We start from the raw sequence: 16388 nt of genomic DNA, 5'->3' as shown, positions 1-16388 counted from the left end.
GAACTCCACCGGCGCTGTGGACATCTTGGGGCGGCCCCCACGCATTCGAACACCCCAGCGCCGGGGGAGCCCCCTCCCGGGCTTCGGCGCGCCTGCGCTACCGCGACGGGCCGCCCGTCGGTGGTTGTGGCTGAGCGCCGCCGCCGGGGGAGGGATTCCCCTGACCCGCCCCTTCCCGAAACTGGGGGCTTCGCCCCCAGACCCCCGAGGTGTTGTGGGCACTCGAGCGCCACCGTGTTGTGGGCACTCGGGCCGCCCGAGGGGCGGCACGGGTGGGCACAACACCCGGCCACCGCCCGCACCGGCCAACCCCGGGGTCCGGGGCTCGCGCCCCGGTTTCCGGGAAGGGGCGGGATACGGGGACACCCACCTGCGGCACCCCGGAGCCGGGCGGAGCCTCGTCGCGCGGCGGAGCCGCATATCGGTGCAGCCGGGAAGGTGGGGGCACCTCCCAGACGGAGTCTGGGGGAGGGATACGGGGACACCCCGTCCGGGACAGTCGGAGCAGGGGTTGCCGGGGGCGGCGCCCACCGCAGAGGCACCCAGCAAGCCCCAGCAAGCCCCACGCCGCACCGCAGCCCCAGGCGTCAGCCGTTCTTGATGCGGTTGGTGAGCTCGGTGACCTGGTTGTAAATGGAGCGCCGCTCAGCCATCAACGCACGGATCTTCCGGTCGGCGTGCATCACGGTCGTATGGTCACGGCCGCCGAACTGGCCGCCGATCTTCGGCAGCGAGAGGTCGGTCAGCTCCCGGCAGAGATACATGGCGATCTGCCGGGCGGTGACCAGGACGCGGCTGCGTGAGGAGCCGCACAGATCATCCACCGTCAGCCCGAAGTAGTCCGCGGTCGACGCCATGATCGCGGGTGCGGTGATCTCCGGGGTCGCGTCCTCCCCGCCCGGGATCAGATCCTTCAGCACGATCTCCGTGAGCCCGAGATCGACCGGCTGCCGGTTGAGGCTGGCGAACGCCGTGACCCGGATCAGCGCGCCCTCCAGCTCGCGGATATTGCGTGAGATACGGGAGGCGATGAACTCCAGCACCTCGGGCGGCGCGTTGAGCTGCTCCTGCACCGCCTTTTTCCGCAGGATCGCGATCCGGGTCTCCAGCTCGGGTGGCTGGACATCGGTGATCAGGCCCCACTCGAAGCGGTTGCGGAGCCGGTCCTCCAGGGTGACCAGCTGCTTGGGCGGCCGGTCGCTGGAGAGCACGATCTGCTTGTTGGCGTTGTGGAGCGTATTGAAGGTGTGGAAGAACTCCTCCTGCGTCGACTCCTTGCTCGCGAGGAACTGGATGTCGTCGACCAGCAGGATGTCCATGTCGCGGTAGCGCTTGCGGAAGGCGTCCGCCTTGCCGTCACGGATGGAGTTGATGAACTCGTTGGTGAACTCCTCGGAGCTCACATAGCGCACCCGGGTACCTGGGTAGAGGCTGCGGGCGTAGTGGCCGATGGCGTGCAGCAGATGCGTTTTGCCCAGGCCGGACTCGCCGTAGATGAACAGCGGGTTGTACGCCTTGGCCGGAGCCTCTGCGACGGCGACCGCGGCGGCGTGCGCGAAGCGGTTGGAGGCGCCGATGACGAAGGTGTCGAAGAGGTATTTCGGGTTCAGCCGGGCGGTGGGCTCGCCGGGTCCGGTCGCGGGTGCGGGCTGGGCGGCGAGCGGTCCGGGGGCGCCGCTGGGCGCGGGGAGCTGTTTGGGGGCCTCGTCGAAGCGGCGTGCGGGGTGCTGTGGCTGCTCGTAGGAGTCGTATGTCCCGTACGAGGGCTGCTGTGGCTGCGGCGGGTAGGGATCGCGGGGCGGCTGCCAGCTTTCGCTCTCCCGCTGGTGCGGCCAGGCGCCGGGCTGCGGCTGGCCGGGCTGGCGCTGGGGTTGCTGGTGGTGCTGCGACGGCTGCGGCTGCTGCGGCTGTGGTGCGTGCGGATAGTCCGGATACGCCGGGCGGGCGGTGGGCAGCTCGCGCTGCTCGTCGTACCGCTGCTCGTTGTACCGCGAGTCCTCGTACCGCTGCTCCTCGTACCGGGGCGGCTCCTCGTACCGCTGCTCGGGGCTGGACGTGGGCGGCGGTACGGCCGGGGCTTCGGGGGCCGGTCCGGTGACGGTGATCGCGAGCCGGATCGGCTGCTGGCATTCGCGGCTGAGCGCGTCGCTGATCAGCGGGGCGAGCCGTCCCTCCAGGACGCCCTTGGCGTATTCATTGGGCACCCCGAGCAGTGCGGTTCCGGAGACCAGCACCAGTGGCTGGCAGTCCCGCAGCCAGCGTTGGTCCTTCGCCTCGACTCCATGCCCGTCCCCGAGGAGGTGCTTCAACACGCGTGGCCACACTGCGGCAAGATCGGCAGGTAGGTCAGCCACAGGGCACGCTCTCTCACTCGCTGGAGGGACACTTTCCACGAAAGTGTGGTTCTTGGGACGGCTGGGAAGGAATCGAAGTTCGGCCACGGTAGTCGTCGTGGCAGCGGCACCTCAAGTCGTTGTCCACAGGGTGTGTACAAATGTGTCATGGGGTGGTGAGCCCCGGGGCCATGGGGCACACGGACGGCCATATTTCGGCAACATGCGTCCTGTTCAGCTCCTCCGAGTGGCCCTGGTTTGACCGGATGGGGCAGCCGCGCGTACCGTGACCAGGTCGAGTTGTCGATGGCTGCTGCCGCCTGCCTCCGATGGGCAAAGATCCTCAAGATCATGAAGCGGTGCACTCGGGCGTTGCGAGCTACTCGTGGGCGCACGGTGACAGCCAGTCGGCGCCCCACGCCCGTCTCGTAGAGACATAAGCATTTCTGGAGCCCCCGAGTGAGCAAGCGCACCTTCCAGCCGAACAACCGCCGCCGCGCGAAGACCCACGGCTTCCGGCTGCGCATGCGGACCCGCGCCGGCCGCGCGATCATCGCGACCCGCCGCAGCAAGGGTCGCACCCGCCTGTCGGCCTGAGCAGCCTGACCCACAGGTCCATGACGTGCTGCCTACCGAGCACCGGCTGAGGCGGCGCGAGGACTTCGCGGCCGCGGTACGCCGAGGACGCAGGGCTGGACGTCCGCTTCTTGTCGTCCACCTACGCAGCGGAACGGACCCGCACACGGCGGGGGAGATCGCTCCCCCACCGCGTGCGGGTTTCGTCGTGAGCAAGGCCGTTGGGAACGCGGTGGTCCGTAACCGTGTGAAGCGGCGCCTGCGCCATCTGATACGGGACCGGCTGGCACTCCTGCCCCCCGGTAGCCTGGTGGTCGTACGGGCGCTGCCCGGCGCGGGCGAGGCGGACCACGAACAGCTGGCCCGGGATCTCGATACCGCGCTGCAGCGGCTGCTTGGAGGGCCGCCGTCGTGAAGTTTCCGCTGCTGTGGTTGATCAAGCTGTACCAGTGGACCATCAGTCCGATGCTCGGGCCGGTGTGCAGGTACTACCCGTCGTGCTCGCACTACGGCTATGAGGCCATCAACCGGCATGGGGCGGTGAAAGGCACGGCACTGACCGCCTGGCGCATCCTGCGCTGCAACCCGTGGTCGCCCGGTGGTGTCGACCATGTTCCCGCCCGGAAGCACCCGGTCTGGCATCAGCGGCTGCGCAGCCGCTGGCAGCATCGGTCCCAGTCCAACGCCCAAGGAGCCTGATTCGTGGACACGATCCTCGGTCCTCTCTATACCGCTGTTTCCTGGATCATCGTCCAGTTCCACTCGCTGTTCAGCCTGGTCTTTGACGAGGACAGCGGCTGGGCCTGGGGTCTGTCCATCGTCTTTCTGGTGGTTCTGATCCGGATCGCGCTGATCCCGCTCTTTGTGAAGCAGATCAAGGCGACCCGGAATATGCAGGCGCTCCAGCCGAAGATGAAGGCGATCCAGGAGCGCTACAAGAGCGACAAGCAGCGTCAGTCCGAAGAGATGATGAAGCTGTACAAGGAGACGGGCACCAACCCGCTCTCCAGCTGCTTGCCGATTCTGGCGCAGTCGCCGTTCTTCATCGCGCTCTTCCAGGTGCTGAACAAGATCTCTCAGGACAAGCCGGTCGGTGTCCTCGACGCGGGCATGGTGGAGAGCGCCCGTAACGCGCATATCTTCGGTGCTCCGATCGCTGCGAAGTTCATGGATGGCGCTCGCGAGGTCCAGGACCTGGCGGAAGCGACGCTCACCGACGTCCGCGTCGTCACGGTCATCATGATCGTGCTGATGTCGCTGTCGCAGTTCTACACCCAGCGTCAGCTGATGACGAAGAACGTCGACCTGACGGTGAAGACGCCGTTTATGCAGCAGCAGAAACTGCTGATGTATGTCTTCCCGATCATGTTCGCCGTCTTCGGTATTAACTTCCCCGTCGGTGTCCTCGTCTACTGGCTGACCACGAACGTGTGGACGCTCGGGCAGCAGATGTACATCATCAAGCGCAACCCGACTCCGGGGTCTCTCGCCTACCAGCAGCGTCAGGAGAAGCTGCGGGCCAAGGGCAAGATCAAGGAGGACCCGGCGGAGCTTGAGGCGAAGAAGGCCGTTGAGGAGGCCCGCGCGGCCCGGCAGCAGCCCAAGCGGCAGCCGAAGTCCAAGCGTCAGACGGGTGGGGCGAAGCCCGCTGGCGCGAAGCCCGATGCTGGGACACCCGCGCAGAGCGCCAAGCCCACGCCGAACGCCAAGCCCGCTTCGGGTGGGGCGTCGAGCGGCAAGAAGCCGCAGCAGGGCAAGAAGAAGCCGCAGTCCACGAAGTCCAAGAAGTAAGAAGGAGTCCATCAGTGACGGACACGACGGAAGCTGCTGAGGGCACCGCTGAGGGCACCGACACCCTGACCCGCCTGGAGCAGGAGGGTGAGATCGCGGCTGACTACCTTGAGGGTCTTCTCGATATCGCGGATCTCGACGGCGACATCGACATGGACGTTGAGGCGGACCGTGCCGCTGTGTCGATCATCAGTGACACCGGCAGCCGTGATCTGCAGAAGCTCGTCGGCCGGGATGGTGAGGTGCTCGAGGCGCTGCAGGAGCTGACCCGGCTCGCTGTGCACCGGGAGACCGGTGACCGTAGCCGTCTGATGCTGGATATCGCCGGGTTCCGTGCCCGTAAGCGCGCGGAGCTCACGGAGCTGGGCGCCAAGGCGGCCGAGGAGGCCAAGGGCAGCGGTGAGCCGGTGAAGCTCAAGCCGATGACGCCCTTTGAGCGCAAGGTCGTGCACGACGCCGTGGCGGAGGCCGGTCTGCGCAGTGAGTCTGAGGGCGAGGAGCCGCACCGCTGCGTGGTAGTGCTGCCGTGACCGAGCCAGTGGCGCCGCAGGAGCTCCCTCCCGTTCCGGAGGTGGCGCGGGAGGTTTTCGGTGACCGTCTTCCGGACGCGATCCGCTATGCGGAGCTGCTGGCGGAGGCGGGGGTCAACCGCGGTCTGATCGGACCGCGTGAGGTGCCTCGGCTGTGGGGGCGCCATCTGCTGAACTGCGCGGTGCTCTCCGAGGCCGTCCCCGAGGGCGTGACGGTCTGCGATGTGGGTTCGGGCGCCGGGCTGCCGGGTATCCCGCTCGCTCTGGTACGCCCGGACCTCAAGATCACGCTGCTGGAGCCGCTGCTGCGGCGTACGACCTTCCTCCAGGAAGCCGTGGAGCTCCTGGGGCTTGACCATGTCACGGTGGTGCGAGGGCGGGCCGAGGAGGTGCTGGGGACGCTGCCGCCGGTGCATGTGGTGACCGCGCGTGCGGTGGCGCCGCTGGACCGGCTGGCGGGCTGGGGCGTGCCGCTGCTGCGGCCGTACGGCGAGATGCTGGCGCTCAAGGGTGACACTGCCGAGGAGGAGCTGAAGGGGGCGCGGGCCGCGCTGCAGAAGCTCGGGGTGGTGGAGACCTCGGTGGTGCAGGTGGGCGAGGGGATCGTGGATCCGCCGTCGACCGTGGTGCGTGCGGAAGTCGGGGAGAGCCCCGGCGGGGTGCGCTTCGCGGCAAAGCGAGCCAAGGCGGCCCGGGTCGGTCGTTCCGCCCGCCGTCGCCGCCGCTGAACCCACCACGGGGATGGGATCCCCTCATACTCCATAAAAGCGGCAAAACTGGGCATTCCGGAGTGTCGTTGCATTCTTAGCTGGTTGCGGGTGCATCGTGTTTCACGTGAAACGTCGCTCCTTGTTGCATGGAATCATCAGTCGCGGTCGCGCGGCTGCCGCGCCACGCGACCGTAAATCACGCCAGTCCCGCTCCGCGGAGATGTCCACAGACGAGGATTTGTCCACAGGTACGCGGGGCTCAGTGGTCCACGAACCCGAAGGCATGGCAGGCTCTGTTCATTGCGAGCCTGATGTCGAGGAGAGTGAACCGTTGCGGTCCGACGCCAACATCGCAGGGCCGATGGCCGATCCGGTCCCCGGTCCCCGTTCTGCAATGGCGGATGTTTCACGTGAAACGCGTGAGACGCCGCCGCCCATGGATGACACCCCGATTGGTCGCGCCGCCCAGCAGGCGGTTGAGGCGATGAACCGCGCCGGTGAAGGCCTCCCCAGGCCTGAGCGGACCCGGGTCATGGTTGTGGCCAATCAGAAGGGCGGAGTGGGAAAGACGACGACCACGGTCAACCTCGCTGCCTCGCTGGCGCTGCACGGTGCGCGGGTGCTGGTCATCGATCTTGATCCACAAGGAAATGCCTCCACAGCGCTGGGGATTGACCACCATTCCGATGTTCCATCGGTCTATGACGTCCTGGTGGAGAGCAAGCCGCTCTCCGAGGTCGTCCAGCCGGTGTCGGATGTGGAGGGTCTGTTCTGCGCTCCTGCCACGATCGATCTCGCCGGTGCGGAGATCGAACTCGTCTCGCTGGTGGCCCGGGAGAGCCGGTTGCAGCGCGCCATCACCGCGTATGAGCAGCCCCTCGACTACATCTTTATCGACTGCCCGCCTTCCCTGGGCCTGTTGACCGTCAACGCGTTGGTCGCGGGCGCCGAGGTGGTCATTCCCATCCAGTGTGAGTACTACGCGCTGGAGGGTCTGGGGCAGCTGCTGCGGAACGTCGATCTGGTGAAGGGGCACCTCAACCCCCAGCTTCATGTCTCGACGATTTTGCTGACCATGTACGACGGGCGGACCCGGCTCGCCTCCCAGGTGGCGGAGGAGGTGCGCAGTCACTTCGGAAAGGAGGTGCTGCGGACCAATATCCCGCGGTCAGTCCGTATCTCCGAGGCGCCCAGCTATGGGCAGACGGTACTCACATACGATCCGGGTTCCAGTGGATCGCTCTCCTATCTGGAGGCGGCCCGGGAGATCGCATTGCGCGGGACGGTCGCGCAGCAGGAGCAACAGCAGAGCATGGTGGAGGGGCATCAGTGAGCGAACGACGTAGAGGGCTGGGCCGTGGGCTTGGCGCACTGATCCCCGCAGCGCCCAATGGGATGGATGAGAACATCTCGCCACTGGTGGGATCCAACGGCACCACTTCCCCAACCGCGGTGCCGGTACTGACGCCGGAGCGGGGAGTAGCGGCAGCCAAGGTCACCTCCCTCCCGGACAGCGCTGCGCGGAACAATATCTCCCAGGATGCGGACCACATCGGGGCACAGGACCTTGTGGCTGAGGGCGAGGCGACAGGAGCGCACTTCGCCGAGCTGCCCCTGGAAGCCATCACGCCCAACCCGCGACAGCCACGTGAGGTCTTTGACGAAGACGCTCTCGCTGAGCTGGTGACCTCCATCAAGGAAGTCGGTCTGCTCCAGCCGGTGGTGGTGCGGCAGCTGGGGCCGGACAGCTATGAGCTCATCATGGGTGAGCGGCGCTGGCGGGCCTGCCGTGATGCGGGGCTGGACAGGATCCCAGCGATCGTCCGGGCCACCGAGGACGACAAGCTCCTTCTCGACGCGCTGCTGGAGAACCTGCACCGCGCACAGCTCAACCCGCTGGAAGAGGCCGCGGCCTATGACCAGTTGCTCAAGGATTTCGACTGCACCCACGATCAGCTGGCGGACCGTATCGGCCGGTCCCGTCCGCAGGTCTCCAACACCCTGCGGCTGCTGCGGCTCTCTCCGTCGGTGCAGCGGCGGGTAGCAGCCGGGGTGCTTTCGGCCGGGCACGCCCGTGCGCTGCTCTCGGTGGAGGATTCCGAGGAGCAGGACCGGCTCGCCCATCGCATTGTGGCCGAGGGACTGTCGGTGCGGGCGGTCGAGGAGATTGTCACGCTGCTGGGGACAGAGCAGAAGAGCCCGGCGAAGGCTAAGGGGCCGCGGGCGGGCAAGCGGCTCTCCCCGGCGCTTGACCATCTGGCCGGGCGGCTCTCCGACCGCTTTGAGACCCGGGTGAAGGTCGATCTCGGGCAGAAGAAGGGCAAGATCGTCGTCGAGTTCGCCTCAATGGAGGATCTGGAGCGGATCCTGGGGCAGCTGGCGCCGGGCGAAGGCCCGGTGCTGGAGCAGAAGCTCGCTGAGAGCACTGCGGACCCGTCTGAGGACAGCGACTGAGCGCGGGAAACCCAACGAGTTGACGCCCCATGGATACGATGGATCCATGGGGCGTCAACTCGTTCCGCTCACGCTGGACAATCTCCCGGACCTCCCGAAGAAATGCCGTACATGTGTCTTCTGGGAGCTGGACCCGGTCAGCGGCGATGCGGCCGTGAAGACCGGCCGGCCGGATCTGGAGAAGGAAGCCTGGATCTCCGCTGTGCTGCTGGAGTGGGGATCGTGCGGGCGGATCGTCTATGTCGACGAGGCCCCGGTGGGGTTTGTGCTCTACGCGCCGCCGGCGTATGTCCCGCGCTCCACTGCCTTCCCGACAAGCCCGGTGTCCCCGGACGCGGTGCAGCTGATGACGGCCCGGTTGCTGCCCGCGTACCAAGGGCAGGGGCTGGGCCGGGTGATGGTGCAGACCGTGGCGAAGGATCTGCTGCGGCGGGGATTCAAGGCGATCGAGGCCTTCGCGGATGCCCGTTGGAAAGAGCCCGCGTGTGTGCTCCCGGCCGAGTACCTGCTCGCTGTGGGCTTCAAGACCGTACGTCCGCATCATCACTATCCACGGCTGCGGCTGGAGCTGCGGACGACGCTCTCCTGGAAAGAGGATGTGGAGCGGGCGCTGGATCAGCTCCTTGGCGCGGTGCAGAAGGACCCGGTTCTGCGGCCGCTGTGAGCCATGGGTTGCGAGCAAACGAGGAGCAACGAGGAGCAACGAGAACGGGTCGCCCCTGACGCGGGGCGACCCGTTTCACGTGAAACCAGGAACGATCTTCAGCCGATAAAGTCGGCGAGGTCCTTCTCAATGGCAGCCTTCGGCTTGGCGCCGACGATGGTCTTCACCACCTCGCCGTCCTGGTAGACGCTCATCGTCGGGATGGACATGATCCCGTACTTGGCGGCAGTAGCCGGGTTCTCGTCGATGTTGAGCTTGACGACGGTGATCTTTTCGGCCTGCTCCTCCGAGATCGCGTCCAGGGACGGGGCGATCTGGCGGCACGGGCCGCACCAGGCTGCCCAGAAGTCGACGAGTACAGGCTTGTCGCTCTTGAGGACGACCTCGTCGAAGTTGGCGTCGGTGGCGGTCACGGTGGCCATGGAATCTCCTGTGGTGATGGTGCGGGTGTAGAAATCAGACGGTGGCAGCGGCCGTTGTCTTCTCCGGCTCCGGGACGGAGCTGCCGTCGGCAAGAGCGGCCAGATAGCGCTCGGCGTCCAGGGCGGCGGCGCAGCCGGTGCCGGCTGCGGTGACGGCCTGGCGGTAGGTGTGGTCGACGACATCGCCTGCGGCGAAGACACCGGGGACATTCGTGCGGGTGGAGGGAGTGTCGACCATGATGTAGCCGTCGTCATCGAAGGTGAGGACGCCCTTGAACAGTTCGGTGCGCGGGTCGTGGCCGATGGCGACGAAGAGACCGGTCACCGGGAGCTCGGAGGTCTCGCCGGTCTTGGTGTTGCGCAGGGTCAGACCGGAGAGCTTGTTGTCCTCCTCGTGGATCTCGTCGACCATGCTGTCCCAGATGAATTTGATCTTCGGGTCGGCGAAGGCGCGTTCCTGCATCGCCTTGGAGGCGCGGAGGGCGTCCCGGCGGTGGACGACGGTGACGGACTTGGCGAACCGGGAGAGGAAGGTTGCCTCCTCCATCGCGGTGTCGCCGCCGCCGATGACGGCGATGTCCTGCTCACGGAAGAAGAAGCCGTCGCAGGTGGCGCAGTAGGAGACGCCGCGTCCGGAGAGCTCGTCCTCCATCGGCAGACCGAGCTTGCGGTGCTGGGAGCCGGTGCTGACGATGATGGTCCGGGCCCGGTGGACGGTGCCGGCCGAGTCGGTGACGGTCTTGATCTCGCCGGAGAGATCCACGGCGGTGACATCGTCCGGAATCAGCTCGGCGCCGAAGCGCTCGGCCTGGGCGCGCATATTGTCCATCAGCTCGGGGCCCATAATGCTGTCGCGGAAGCCGGGGAAGTTCTCGACCTCGGTGGTGTTCATCAGCGCGCCACCCGCGGTGACCGAGCCCTCGAAAACCAGGGGCTCGAGGGAGGCGCGGGCCGTGTAGAGGGCGGCGGTGTAGCCCGCAGGCCCGGAGCCGATGATGATCACGTTACGGACGTCGCTCACGGGTGTCTTCCTTGTCTGCCGACGGATACCGGGTTCTGGCGAGGCTCTCACCCCACCCAACGGATCCTACGGGGCAGGCATTCCCGGAGCGGCAGGGCGCACGTACGACCGTACAACGCCGATCTAACGGCGATCGAAGGTCCTCACGGCCAGGACGCTCCCCGGTGTGCCGGGCGACTGTGTGACGCAGCTCGCGTCGACGACATACGCGTTGACCCGCTGCTCGTCACCCGGATGCTGGAGCACGACGAGATACGCGGGTGAGCCCTCGAACGTCTCCTCGGAGGCGGCCAGCGGGGGCTCGCTACGGTCGATGCCTCGCTGGACACAGACCGGAATGGCGGTCCCCTGCTGATGAAGCGGGGAGGCGGTGGAGCTGCCCTTGGCGCCGATGCCCGGGGCGGACTTCTCCTGAGCGCCCCGGGTATTCGCCTGAGGCGCCGTGGCGAGCAGGGAGTGCACCTGGTGCTCAAGACTCGCGGTGGTGAGGCCACGCCCGCTGGTAGCGGTCTCCTGGCCGGCCTGGGCCGTGTTGCCGGGGGAGCGGGAACCGCTGTCGGAGCTCAGCAGGCCGGGCATGAAGAACGCGCCGAACGCGAGGGCGGCGAGGGCGCCGGTGGCACTGAGCAGGGCGGTGCGACGGCGGCGGGTCTTGCGACTGGGCTGCCGTCCGGGGCCGGTGGCGGCGCTGGGCTGACCCGGAGGGCGCGCCGTTTCACGTGAAACAGTTCCGTATCCCGCTGGGGACGCGGCCCGCGGCGGAGCCGCTGACGGCCGCTGCGTCCCCAGCGGTGACGGAGCATGTGGGACATCGGCCGCCGACTCCGGTGCGGTGGCGTTCAGCAGTGCCTCCGCGGCCAGTGCCGCGTCGATACGGCCCGCGATGTCATCCGGCATCCGGGGCGGGCCCGGCAGGGTGCCCAGTGCGCTGCGGATCTCGTCAAGGGAGGTCCGTACATCGGCACAGAGGGTGCAGTCCGAGAGATGGGTCCGTACATCCGCTGAGCGCCCGGGGGGCAACAGCCCCTCGGTGAGCGCGGAGATTTCTGCCACCTCTGGGTGGTTGTCGGTGCCGGACGTCGCGAAAGACGCGGATGTCATGTGGGTCCACCTCCGCCCTTCACAGCTCCGGTTCCTTCGGCCCCTCGTGCCGGTGGGACGGATGTCCCCTGCGTCCGGTTCCTTCCCCCACGATCCGGCGGGCTACCCTCCGGACGCAGATGGGTCAGCATCGGCAGCAGCCGGGCTCTGCCACGGGCGCAGCGGCTCTTGATGGTGCCGGCGGGGACGCCAAGTATCTGGGCGGCCTCCGCCACCGGATAACCCTGCATATCGACGAGGACCAGGGCGGCCCGCTGCTCGGTGGGGAGCTTGGCGAGGGCTGCCAGGAGCTGACGGTGCACATCGTGGCGCTCGGCGGGAGCGGCGGCGGACTCATGCGGCTCCAGAAGCTGCTCCAGCCGCTCGGTCTCGGCGACAGGGGAGGTGCGGCGGGCAGCGGTCTTGCGGGCGCGGTCCAGACATGCGTTGACGGTGATGCGGTGCAGCCAGGTGGTGACGGCCGACTGGCCACGGAACGTATGGGCGGCGCGGTAGGCGGAGACGAGGGCGTCCTGGACGGCGTCAGCGGCCTCCTCACGGTCGCCGAGGGTGCGCAGTGCCACCGCCCAGAGCCGGTCGCGGTGGCGGTGCACGATCTCGGTGAAGGCATCCGGGTCGCCGTCAACATGGCGGGCAAGCAGCTCGTGGTCATCGGGCTGGGCGGTGCCCTTGGCGTCATGGGCACCGTGTGCCGCGTTGTCGCCCCCTGGGTCCATGGCCAGCCCTCCCCTCACCGAGATCTGGATCAGCTGCTGACGTCGATCTCCGTGACCCGGGCGCGGTATTCACCCTGCTCGGTGAGCGGTAGTTCAGTGACCCACACCAGGACATACCGCGTCTTGATCGGCTTCTTGGCCTTGAGCGTGACCTCGCTGCCGGTGCCGCTGCTGACTTTGCTGAAGCCGCTGTGCGAAACGGGCATCGACCCGGTCGTCTGGGGCGCCGCCAGGAAGTCGACGGCGGTCTGCCCCTTGAAGCTGACCTTGATGCTGCTGACCTGCTTCACCTCACCGAGGTCGAGAATCAGGCCGACACCGGGCTTGAGGTTCCCGAACTTGGCGCTTGCGTATTTGAAGGTCTGCCAGTAGGTGTCCGGGTTGCCGTCATAGGCCGGGGCGGTGTCCCCTCGCTCACTGCCGCTGTCCAGGATCCTGGCCGAGACGATCTCCACTGGCTTGCCGGTGGGTGTGGCCGGACGCGGGCTGTGGCCCTGGCTCTGCTTCGATGTCTCCGAACTGCCGTCGGAGCCATCACCATTCATCAGGGCTCCGGCGATCTGCCAGCTGGCGAGTCCCAGTGCGGCGATGAGCAGCGCTGAGACCCCCCATTTGATGACCTTGCCGGTACGCCCCGGCAGGGTGGGCGGTGGGGAGGCGGGGGGCACGGTGGTGGAGCGGGCCGGTCCGGCCGGTGTACGGGCGGCCTCGGGGCCGTAGGAGCCATGCTGGTAGCCGTTGTGCCGGTGGGGGGCGCGCTGGTACGGCGGGGGCTGGCTGAAGGTGGGCTCCGGCGGCCGGATGCGGGGCAGCTCGGCGACCGCCTTGACCAGTTCCTCCGGGGTAGCACAGGGCTGATCCTCGCTGGAGGCGGTGGCGCCGTCGTTGACGAGGGCGCGCATGGCGAGCTGGGACAGGGCCCGGTGGACTCCGGCGCGGATCTGGTCCGGCGACAGCAGCGAGTCACCGGACAGCCCGCCGATGCCACTGAGCCCGTACGCGTCCTGCTCGTACGGCCAGCGCTGGGTGAGGGACGCGTACAGCAGTGCTCCGACGGCCTCGGTGTCGGTGCGCTGCGGGTGGTCGCTGCTGATGCCACGGAGGGCGGCGTTCACGGCGAGGCCGCGAATGCGGTACTGACCGGTGCCGGTGCGCAGCACGGAGCTGGGCGTCAGCCGGAGGTGGGCCAGACCCTCACGGTGGGCGGCTGCCATGGCCTGGGAGACCTGGCTGACGAGTTGGTAGGCCTCGTGCGGTTCCAGCGGGCCGCTGGCGAAGAGCGTGGTGAGCGGGGTGGCGTCGGGCAGCCACTCATGGACGACATAGACGAGGTCGTCCTCCTCGACGGCGTCCAGAACCTGGACGAAGCGGGGGTCGCCGAGCAGCGCGGCGGAGCGGGCCGCGGCGAGGACGGGGCGGGCTCGGGGATGGTCGGCGGGCAGGAGGTGGACCCCGACGGCCCGGCGCAGTTTCTCGTCCATGGCGCGCCAACTGCTGAAGCCGTCAAGCCGGGTGACGCACTCCTCGAGGCGATAGCGTCTGGCGAGCTTGTGGCCGCTGTGCAGCTCTGGCGCGCTGTTGCTCTGCTGGGGCGTCGTACCGTCGGCCGTGGTCTCGTCCGCCCGTGCGGTCAGTGGCTTGTCGTCGCCGCTGTTCTCACCGCTCGTGTCCGCCACGTCGACGGCAGCCGTGCTCCGTTCCGCCACCGTCGCTCCTGCCTCCCCATCCGTTGCAGTCAGGCTGCTAACGCTGATAACCCAGCCAAGGACAATTGTGCCCGCAGTCCGCCGCTATGCACGACACACAACGGCGGCCAATGGTTGTACTAGCGGCCGAGCTTGGCCCGCACCATGCCGATCATGGCGGTGAGTTCCTCGATCCGCATCCGCTTGGCAGCGAGTACGAACACCAGCCCCATCACGATGGAGCCGCTGACCACAGCCGCCGCACCGCCGGTGAAGCCATTGCCCAACGCCTGTACGGCAGCGTAGGCGGTGCCTCCGCTTAGCAGAGCGGCGGGGATGCTGGCGAGGCACAGCCGGGCGTATGTGCGGACGATATGGGAGCCGTCCAGATCACCGCCGAGCTTCTTGCTGAGCCGCTTCCAGGCGACGGCGACACCAATGACGTAGGCGAGCCCATAGGAGGCGGCCATACCGGCGACAGCCCACCGGCTGGGCAGCAGCAGGTAACTCAGCCCGGCTCCGGTGGCGTTGCCGATGGCGACGATGACGGTGTTGTAGAAGGGTGTACGGGTGTCTTCGAACGCGTAGAAGACGCGCAGGACGACGTACTGGGCGGAGAACGGGATCAGACCGACGCCAAACGCCATCAGGATGAAGCCCATTGAGCTGGCCGCCACCGGGCCGTTCGACGCGTACATCATCAGACACATCGGCACGCCGAGCGCGAGGAAGGCGAAGGCGATGGGCACGATGGCGACGGCTGAGGTGCGCAGACCGTGCGAGAGGTCGTCACGGACCGCGCCCTGGTCCCCATCGTGGGCGGAGCGGGAGAGCCGGGGCAGCAGGGCGGCCATCACCGAGACGGTGATGATGGCCTGCGGCATCTGCCAGATCAGCAGGGCGTTGTTGTATCCGAGGATGCCCGCACCCGGATAGCCGTCGGCGTCCGCAGAGGCACCGGCCGCGGTGGCGAGCTGGGTGACGACGATCAGGCCCGCCTGGTTGGCGAGGACAAAGAGAATCGTCCACTTGGCCAGCTTGGCGGCCTTGCCCAGGCCATGGCCCTTCCAGTCGAAGCGCGGCCGGAAGTGAAAGCCCGCCGCGCGCAGATACGGGAGCATCGCCAGCGACTGCACCACCAGGCCGAGCAGGGTGCCGATGCCGAGCAGCCGCACGCCCTCGGGGGTGATGGTGGTGACACCGAGCTGGGAACTTCGGTAGGTGCCGTAGACCCAGATAAAGGCACTGAAGGTGAAGATGATGACGACGTTGTTGAGGACCGGGGTCCACATCATCGCGCCGAAGCGGCCGCGGGCGTTGAGGATTTGTCCCATCACCACATGCACACCCATGAAGAAGATGGTGGGCAGGCAGTAGCGGGCGAAGGTAACGGCGACATTGTTGGCGTCCGGGTTGCCCGCGATCTCGACGGACAGCGCCTTGACGAGCAGCGGGGCGGCGAACACGGTGAGTGCCACCAGGCCGCCGAGGATCACCATCACCAGGGTGAGCAGGCGGTTGGCGTAGGCCTCGCCACCGTCCTCGTCGTTCTTCATGGCACGCACGAGCTGCGGGACGAAGACCGAGTTGAGGCCGCCGCCGATCGAAAGCATGTAGATCATCGTCGGCAGGGTGTACGCGACGGTGTAGGAGTCACCGAGCAGCGCCGCGCCGAGCGCCGCCGTGATGACCAGGGTGCGGAGGAAACCGGTGAGCCGGGAGACCAGGGTGCCCGCGGCCATGATGGCGCTGGACTTGAGGATGCCGCCGCCACGGCCGGTGGGCTTGCTGGGGGCCGCGGGCTCCGTCTCAGGCAGCGGCTCCTGCCCTGCCTGCTGCGGCTCGGGCTCGGGGCGCTGTGCCGGTGGTTGCGGCGGTGGCTGGGGCGGTGCCTGCGGTGGCAGGGCCTGCTGAGGTGACTGCTGGGGGGCTCGGGGGGTCTGATGCTGGTCCCGGAAGAGGTGCTCGAAGGCGTCTTCCGGCCGTTTATGGGGCACCGGCCCATCGCGGTCGTCATCGTCGGGCGCCTTGGTGATCAGCTCGTCCACGCCGGTGAACTGTACGGATGCCGCCTCGTCACCGTACGGCAGATACCGCGACGGCCCGTCCGGCTCCGGCGCGGGGGGTGCGGCCCAGCGCTGCGGGTCCGGTGCGTGCCGAGGGGGCGGCGGTGGCTGATAGAGCGTCTCCGGCGCTGGCGGCGGAGGCGGCGGCGGGTGCTCGACACGGTCGTGGAGCGCCTCGCTCACCGGGTCCTGGACGGCAGGGTCACGATCCCGGTACGGATCGTTCGTATATGCGTCCTGCACATACGGATCCTGGCCCTGGCCGCCTTCGCGGTCGTCCGGCACATTCACTGGGTACCCCACCTCATTGTCCGCGGCC

16 protein-coding genes are annotated in these 16388 nt (G+C 67.8%); 9 read left to right on the top strand and 7 right to left on the bottom strand.

Annotated elements, in window-relative coordinates; translation table 11 throughout:
- Positions 1–587: 587 nt before the first annotated feature.
- On the bottom strand, positions 588–2354 hold the full coding sequence (dnaA, locus tag test1122_RS13050; RefSeq protein ID WP_232269344.1) for a chromosomal replication initiator protein DnaA: 1767 nt from the start codon (positions 2352–2354) through the stop codon (positions 588–590).
- 438 nt (positions 2355–2792) lie between these two features.
- On the opposite strand from dnaA, the gene rpmH reads away from it, so the two are divergent.
- From rpmH to test1122_RS13005, 9 genes are all read left to right on the top strand, one after another.
- Positions 2793–2930 (top strand): 50S ribosomal protein L34, encoded by a 138-nt coding sequence (gene rpmH, locus test1122_RS13045; RefSeq protein ID WP_232269343.1) that lies wholly within the window; start codon positions 2793–2795, stop codon positions 2928–2930.
- A gap of 25 nt (positions 2931–2955) precedes the next feature.
- Entirely contained in the window at positions 2956–3324 is a 369-nt protein-coding gene (rnpA, locus tag test1122_RS13040) for a ribonuclease P protein component (RefSeq protein ID WP_232269342.1), read from the top strand.
- Positions 3321–3608, top strand: coding sequence for a membrane protein insertion efficiency factor YidD (yidD, locus tag test1122_RS13035; protein WP_232269341.1), 288 nt, complete (start codon positions 3321–3323; stop codon positions 3606–3608). Before rnpA ends, yidD begins: the two co-directional genes overlap by 4 nt.
- 3 nt (positions 3609–3611) lie before the next feature.
- Positions 3612–4700 (top strand): membrane protein insertase YidC, encoded by a 1089-nt coding sequence (gene yidC, locus test1122_RS13030; RefSeq protein ID WP_232269340.1) that lies wholly within the window; start codon positions 3612–3614, stop codon positions 4698–4700.
- Between the two features lie 14 nt (positions 4701–4714).
- A complete protein-coding gene (locus test1122_RS13025; protein ID WP_232269339.1) occupies positions 4715–5230 on the top strand; it encodes a Jag family protein in 516 nt (171 codons plus the stop codon).
- The gene (rsmG, locus tag test1122_RS13020) at positions 5227–5958 is read left to right on the top strand and encodes a 16S rRNA (guanine(527)-N(7))-methyltransferase RsmG (protein ID WP_232269338.1); all 732 of its coding nucleotides are present in this window, start codon (positions 5227–5229) and stop codon (positions 5956–5958) included. Before test1122_RS13025 ends, rsmG begins: the two co-directional genes overlap by 4 nt.
- A 265-nt stretch (positions 5959–6223) precedes the next feature.
- The gene (locus test1122_RS13015; protein WP_277879825.1) at positions 6224–7273 is read left to right on the top strand and encodes a ParA family protein; all 1050 of its coding nucleotides are present in this window, start codon (positions 6224–6226) and stop codon (positions 7271–7273) included.
- Positions 7270–8394, top strand: coding sequence for a ParB/RepB/Spo0J family partition protein (locus test1122_RS13010; RefSeq protein WP_232269336.1), 1125 nt, complete (start codon positions 7270–7272; stop codon positions 8392–8394). Before test1122_RS13015 ends, test1122_RS13010 begins: the two co-directional genes overlap by 4 nt.
- Positions 8395–8440: 46 nt before the next feature.
- Positions 8441–9058, top strand: coding sequence for a GNAT family N-acetyltransferase (locus tag test1122_RS13005; RefSeq protein WP_232269335.1), 618 nt, complete (start codon positions 8441–8443; stop codon positions 9056–9058).
- A gap of 98 nt (positions 9059–9156) precedes the next feature.
- On the opposite strand, the gene trxA is transcribed toward test1122_RS13005, so the two are convergent.
- The 6 genes from trxA to murJ all read right to left on the bottom strand — a co-directional run bounded on the left by trxA (position 9157) and on the right by murJ (position 16312).
- Positions 9157–9480, bottom strand: coding sequence for a thioredoxin (gene trxA, locus test1122_RS13000; protein ID WP_232269334.1), 324 nt, complete (start codon positions 9478–9480; stop codon positions 9157–9159).
- Positions 9481–9514: 34 nt separating this feature from the next.
- On the bottom strand, positions 9515–10501 hold the full coding sequence (trxB, locus tag test1122_RS12995) for a thioredoxin-disulfide reductase (RefSeq protein ID WP_232269333.1): 987 nt from the start codon (positions 10499–10501) through the stop codon (positions 9515–9517).
- 123 nt (positions 10502–10624) lie between these two features.
- Positions 10625–11602, bottom strand: a complete 978-nt coding sequence (locus test1122_RS12990; protein WP_232269332.1) for a hypothetical protein — start codon at positions 11600–11602, stop codon at positions 10625–10627.
- Positions 11599–12324: an RNA polymerase sigma factor SigM gene (gene sigM / locus test1122_RS12985; protein WP_422397072.1), complete on the bottom strand. Its 726-nt coding sequence runs from the start codon at positions 12322–12324 to the stop codon at positions 11599–11601. Before sigM ends, test1122_RS12990 begins: the two co-directional genes overlap by 4 nt.
- Positions 12325–12347: 23 nt before the next feature.
- A complete protein-coding gene (locus tag test1122_RS12980; protein WP_232269330.1) occupies positions 12348–14024 on the bottom strand; it encodes a protein kinase family protein in 1677 nt (558 codons plus the stop codon).
- A 119-nt stretch (positions 14025–14143) separates the two neighbouring features.
- Entirely contained in the window at positions 14144–16312 is a 2169-nt protein-coding gene (gene murJ, locus test1122_RS12975) for a murein biosynthesis integral membrane protein MurJ (protein ID WP_422397071.1), read from the bottom strand.
- Between the last annotated feature and the right edge of the window lie 76 nt (positions 16313–16388).

Origin of the sequence: Streptomyces gobiensis, assembly GCF_021216675.1 — a bacterium.
Classification (GTDB): Bacteria; Actinomycetota; Actinomycetes; order Streptomycetales; family Streptomycetaceae; genus Streptomyces; species Streptomyces gobiensis.
The sequence above is the reverse complement of the archived record's forward strand: the minus strand, read 5'-3'. Positions and strand labels throughout refer to the sequence as shown.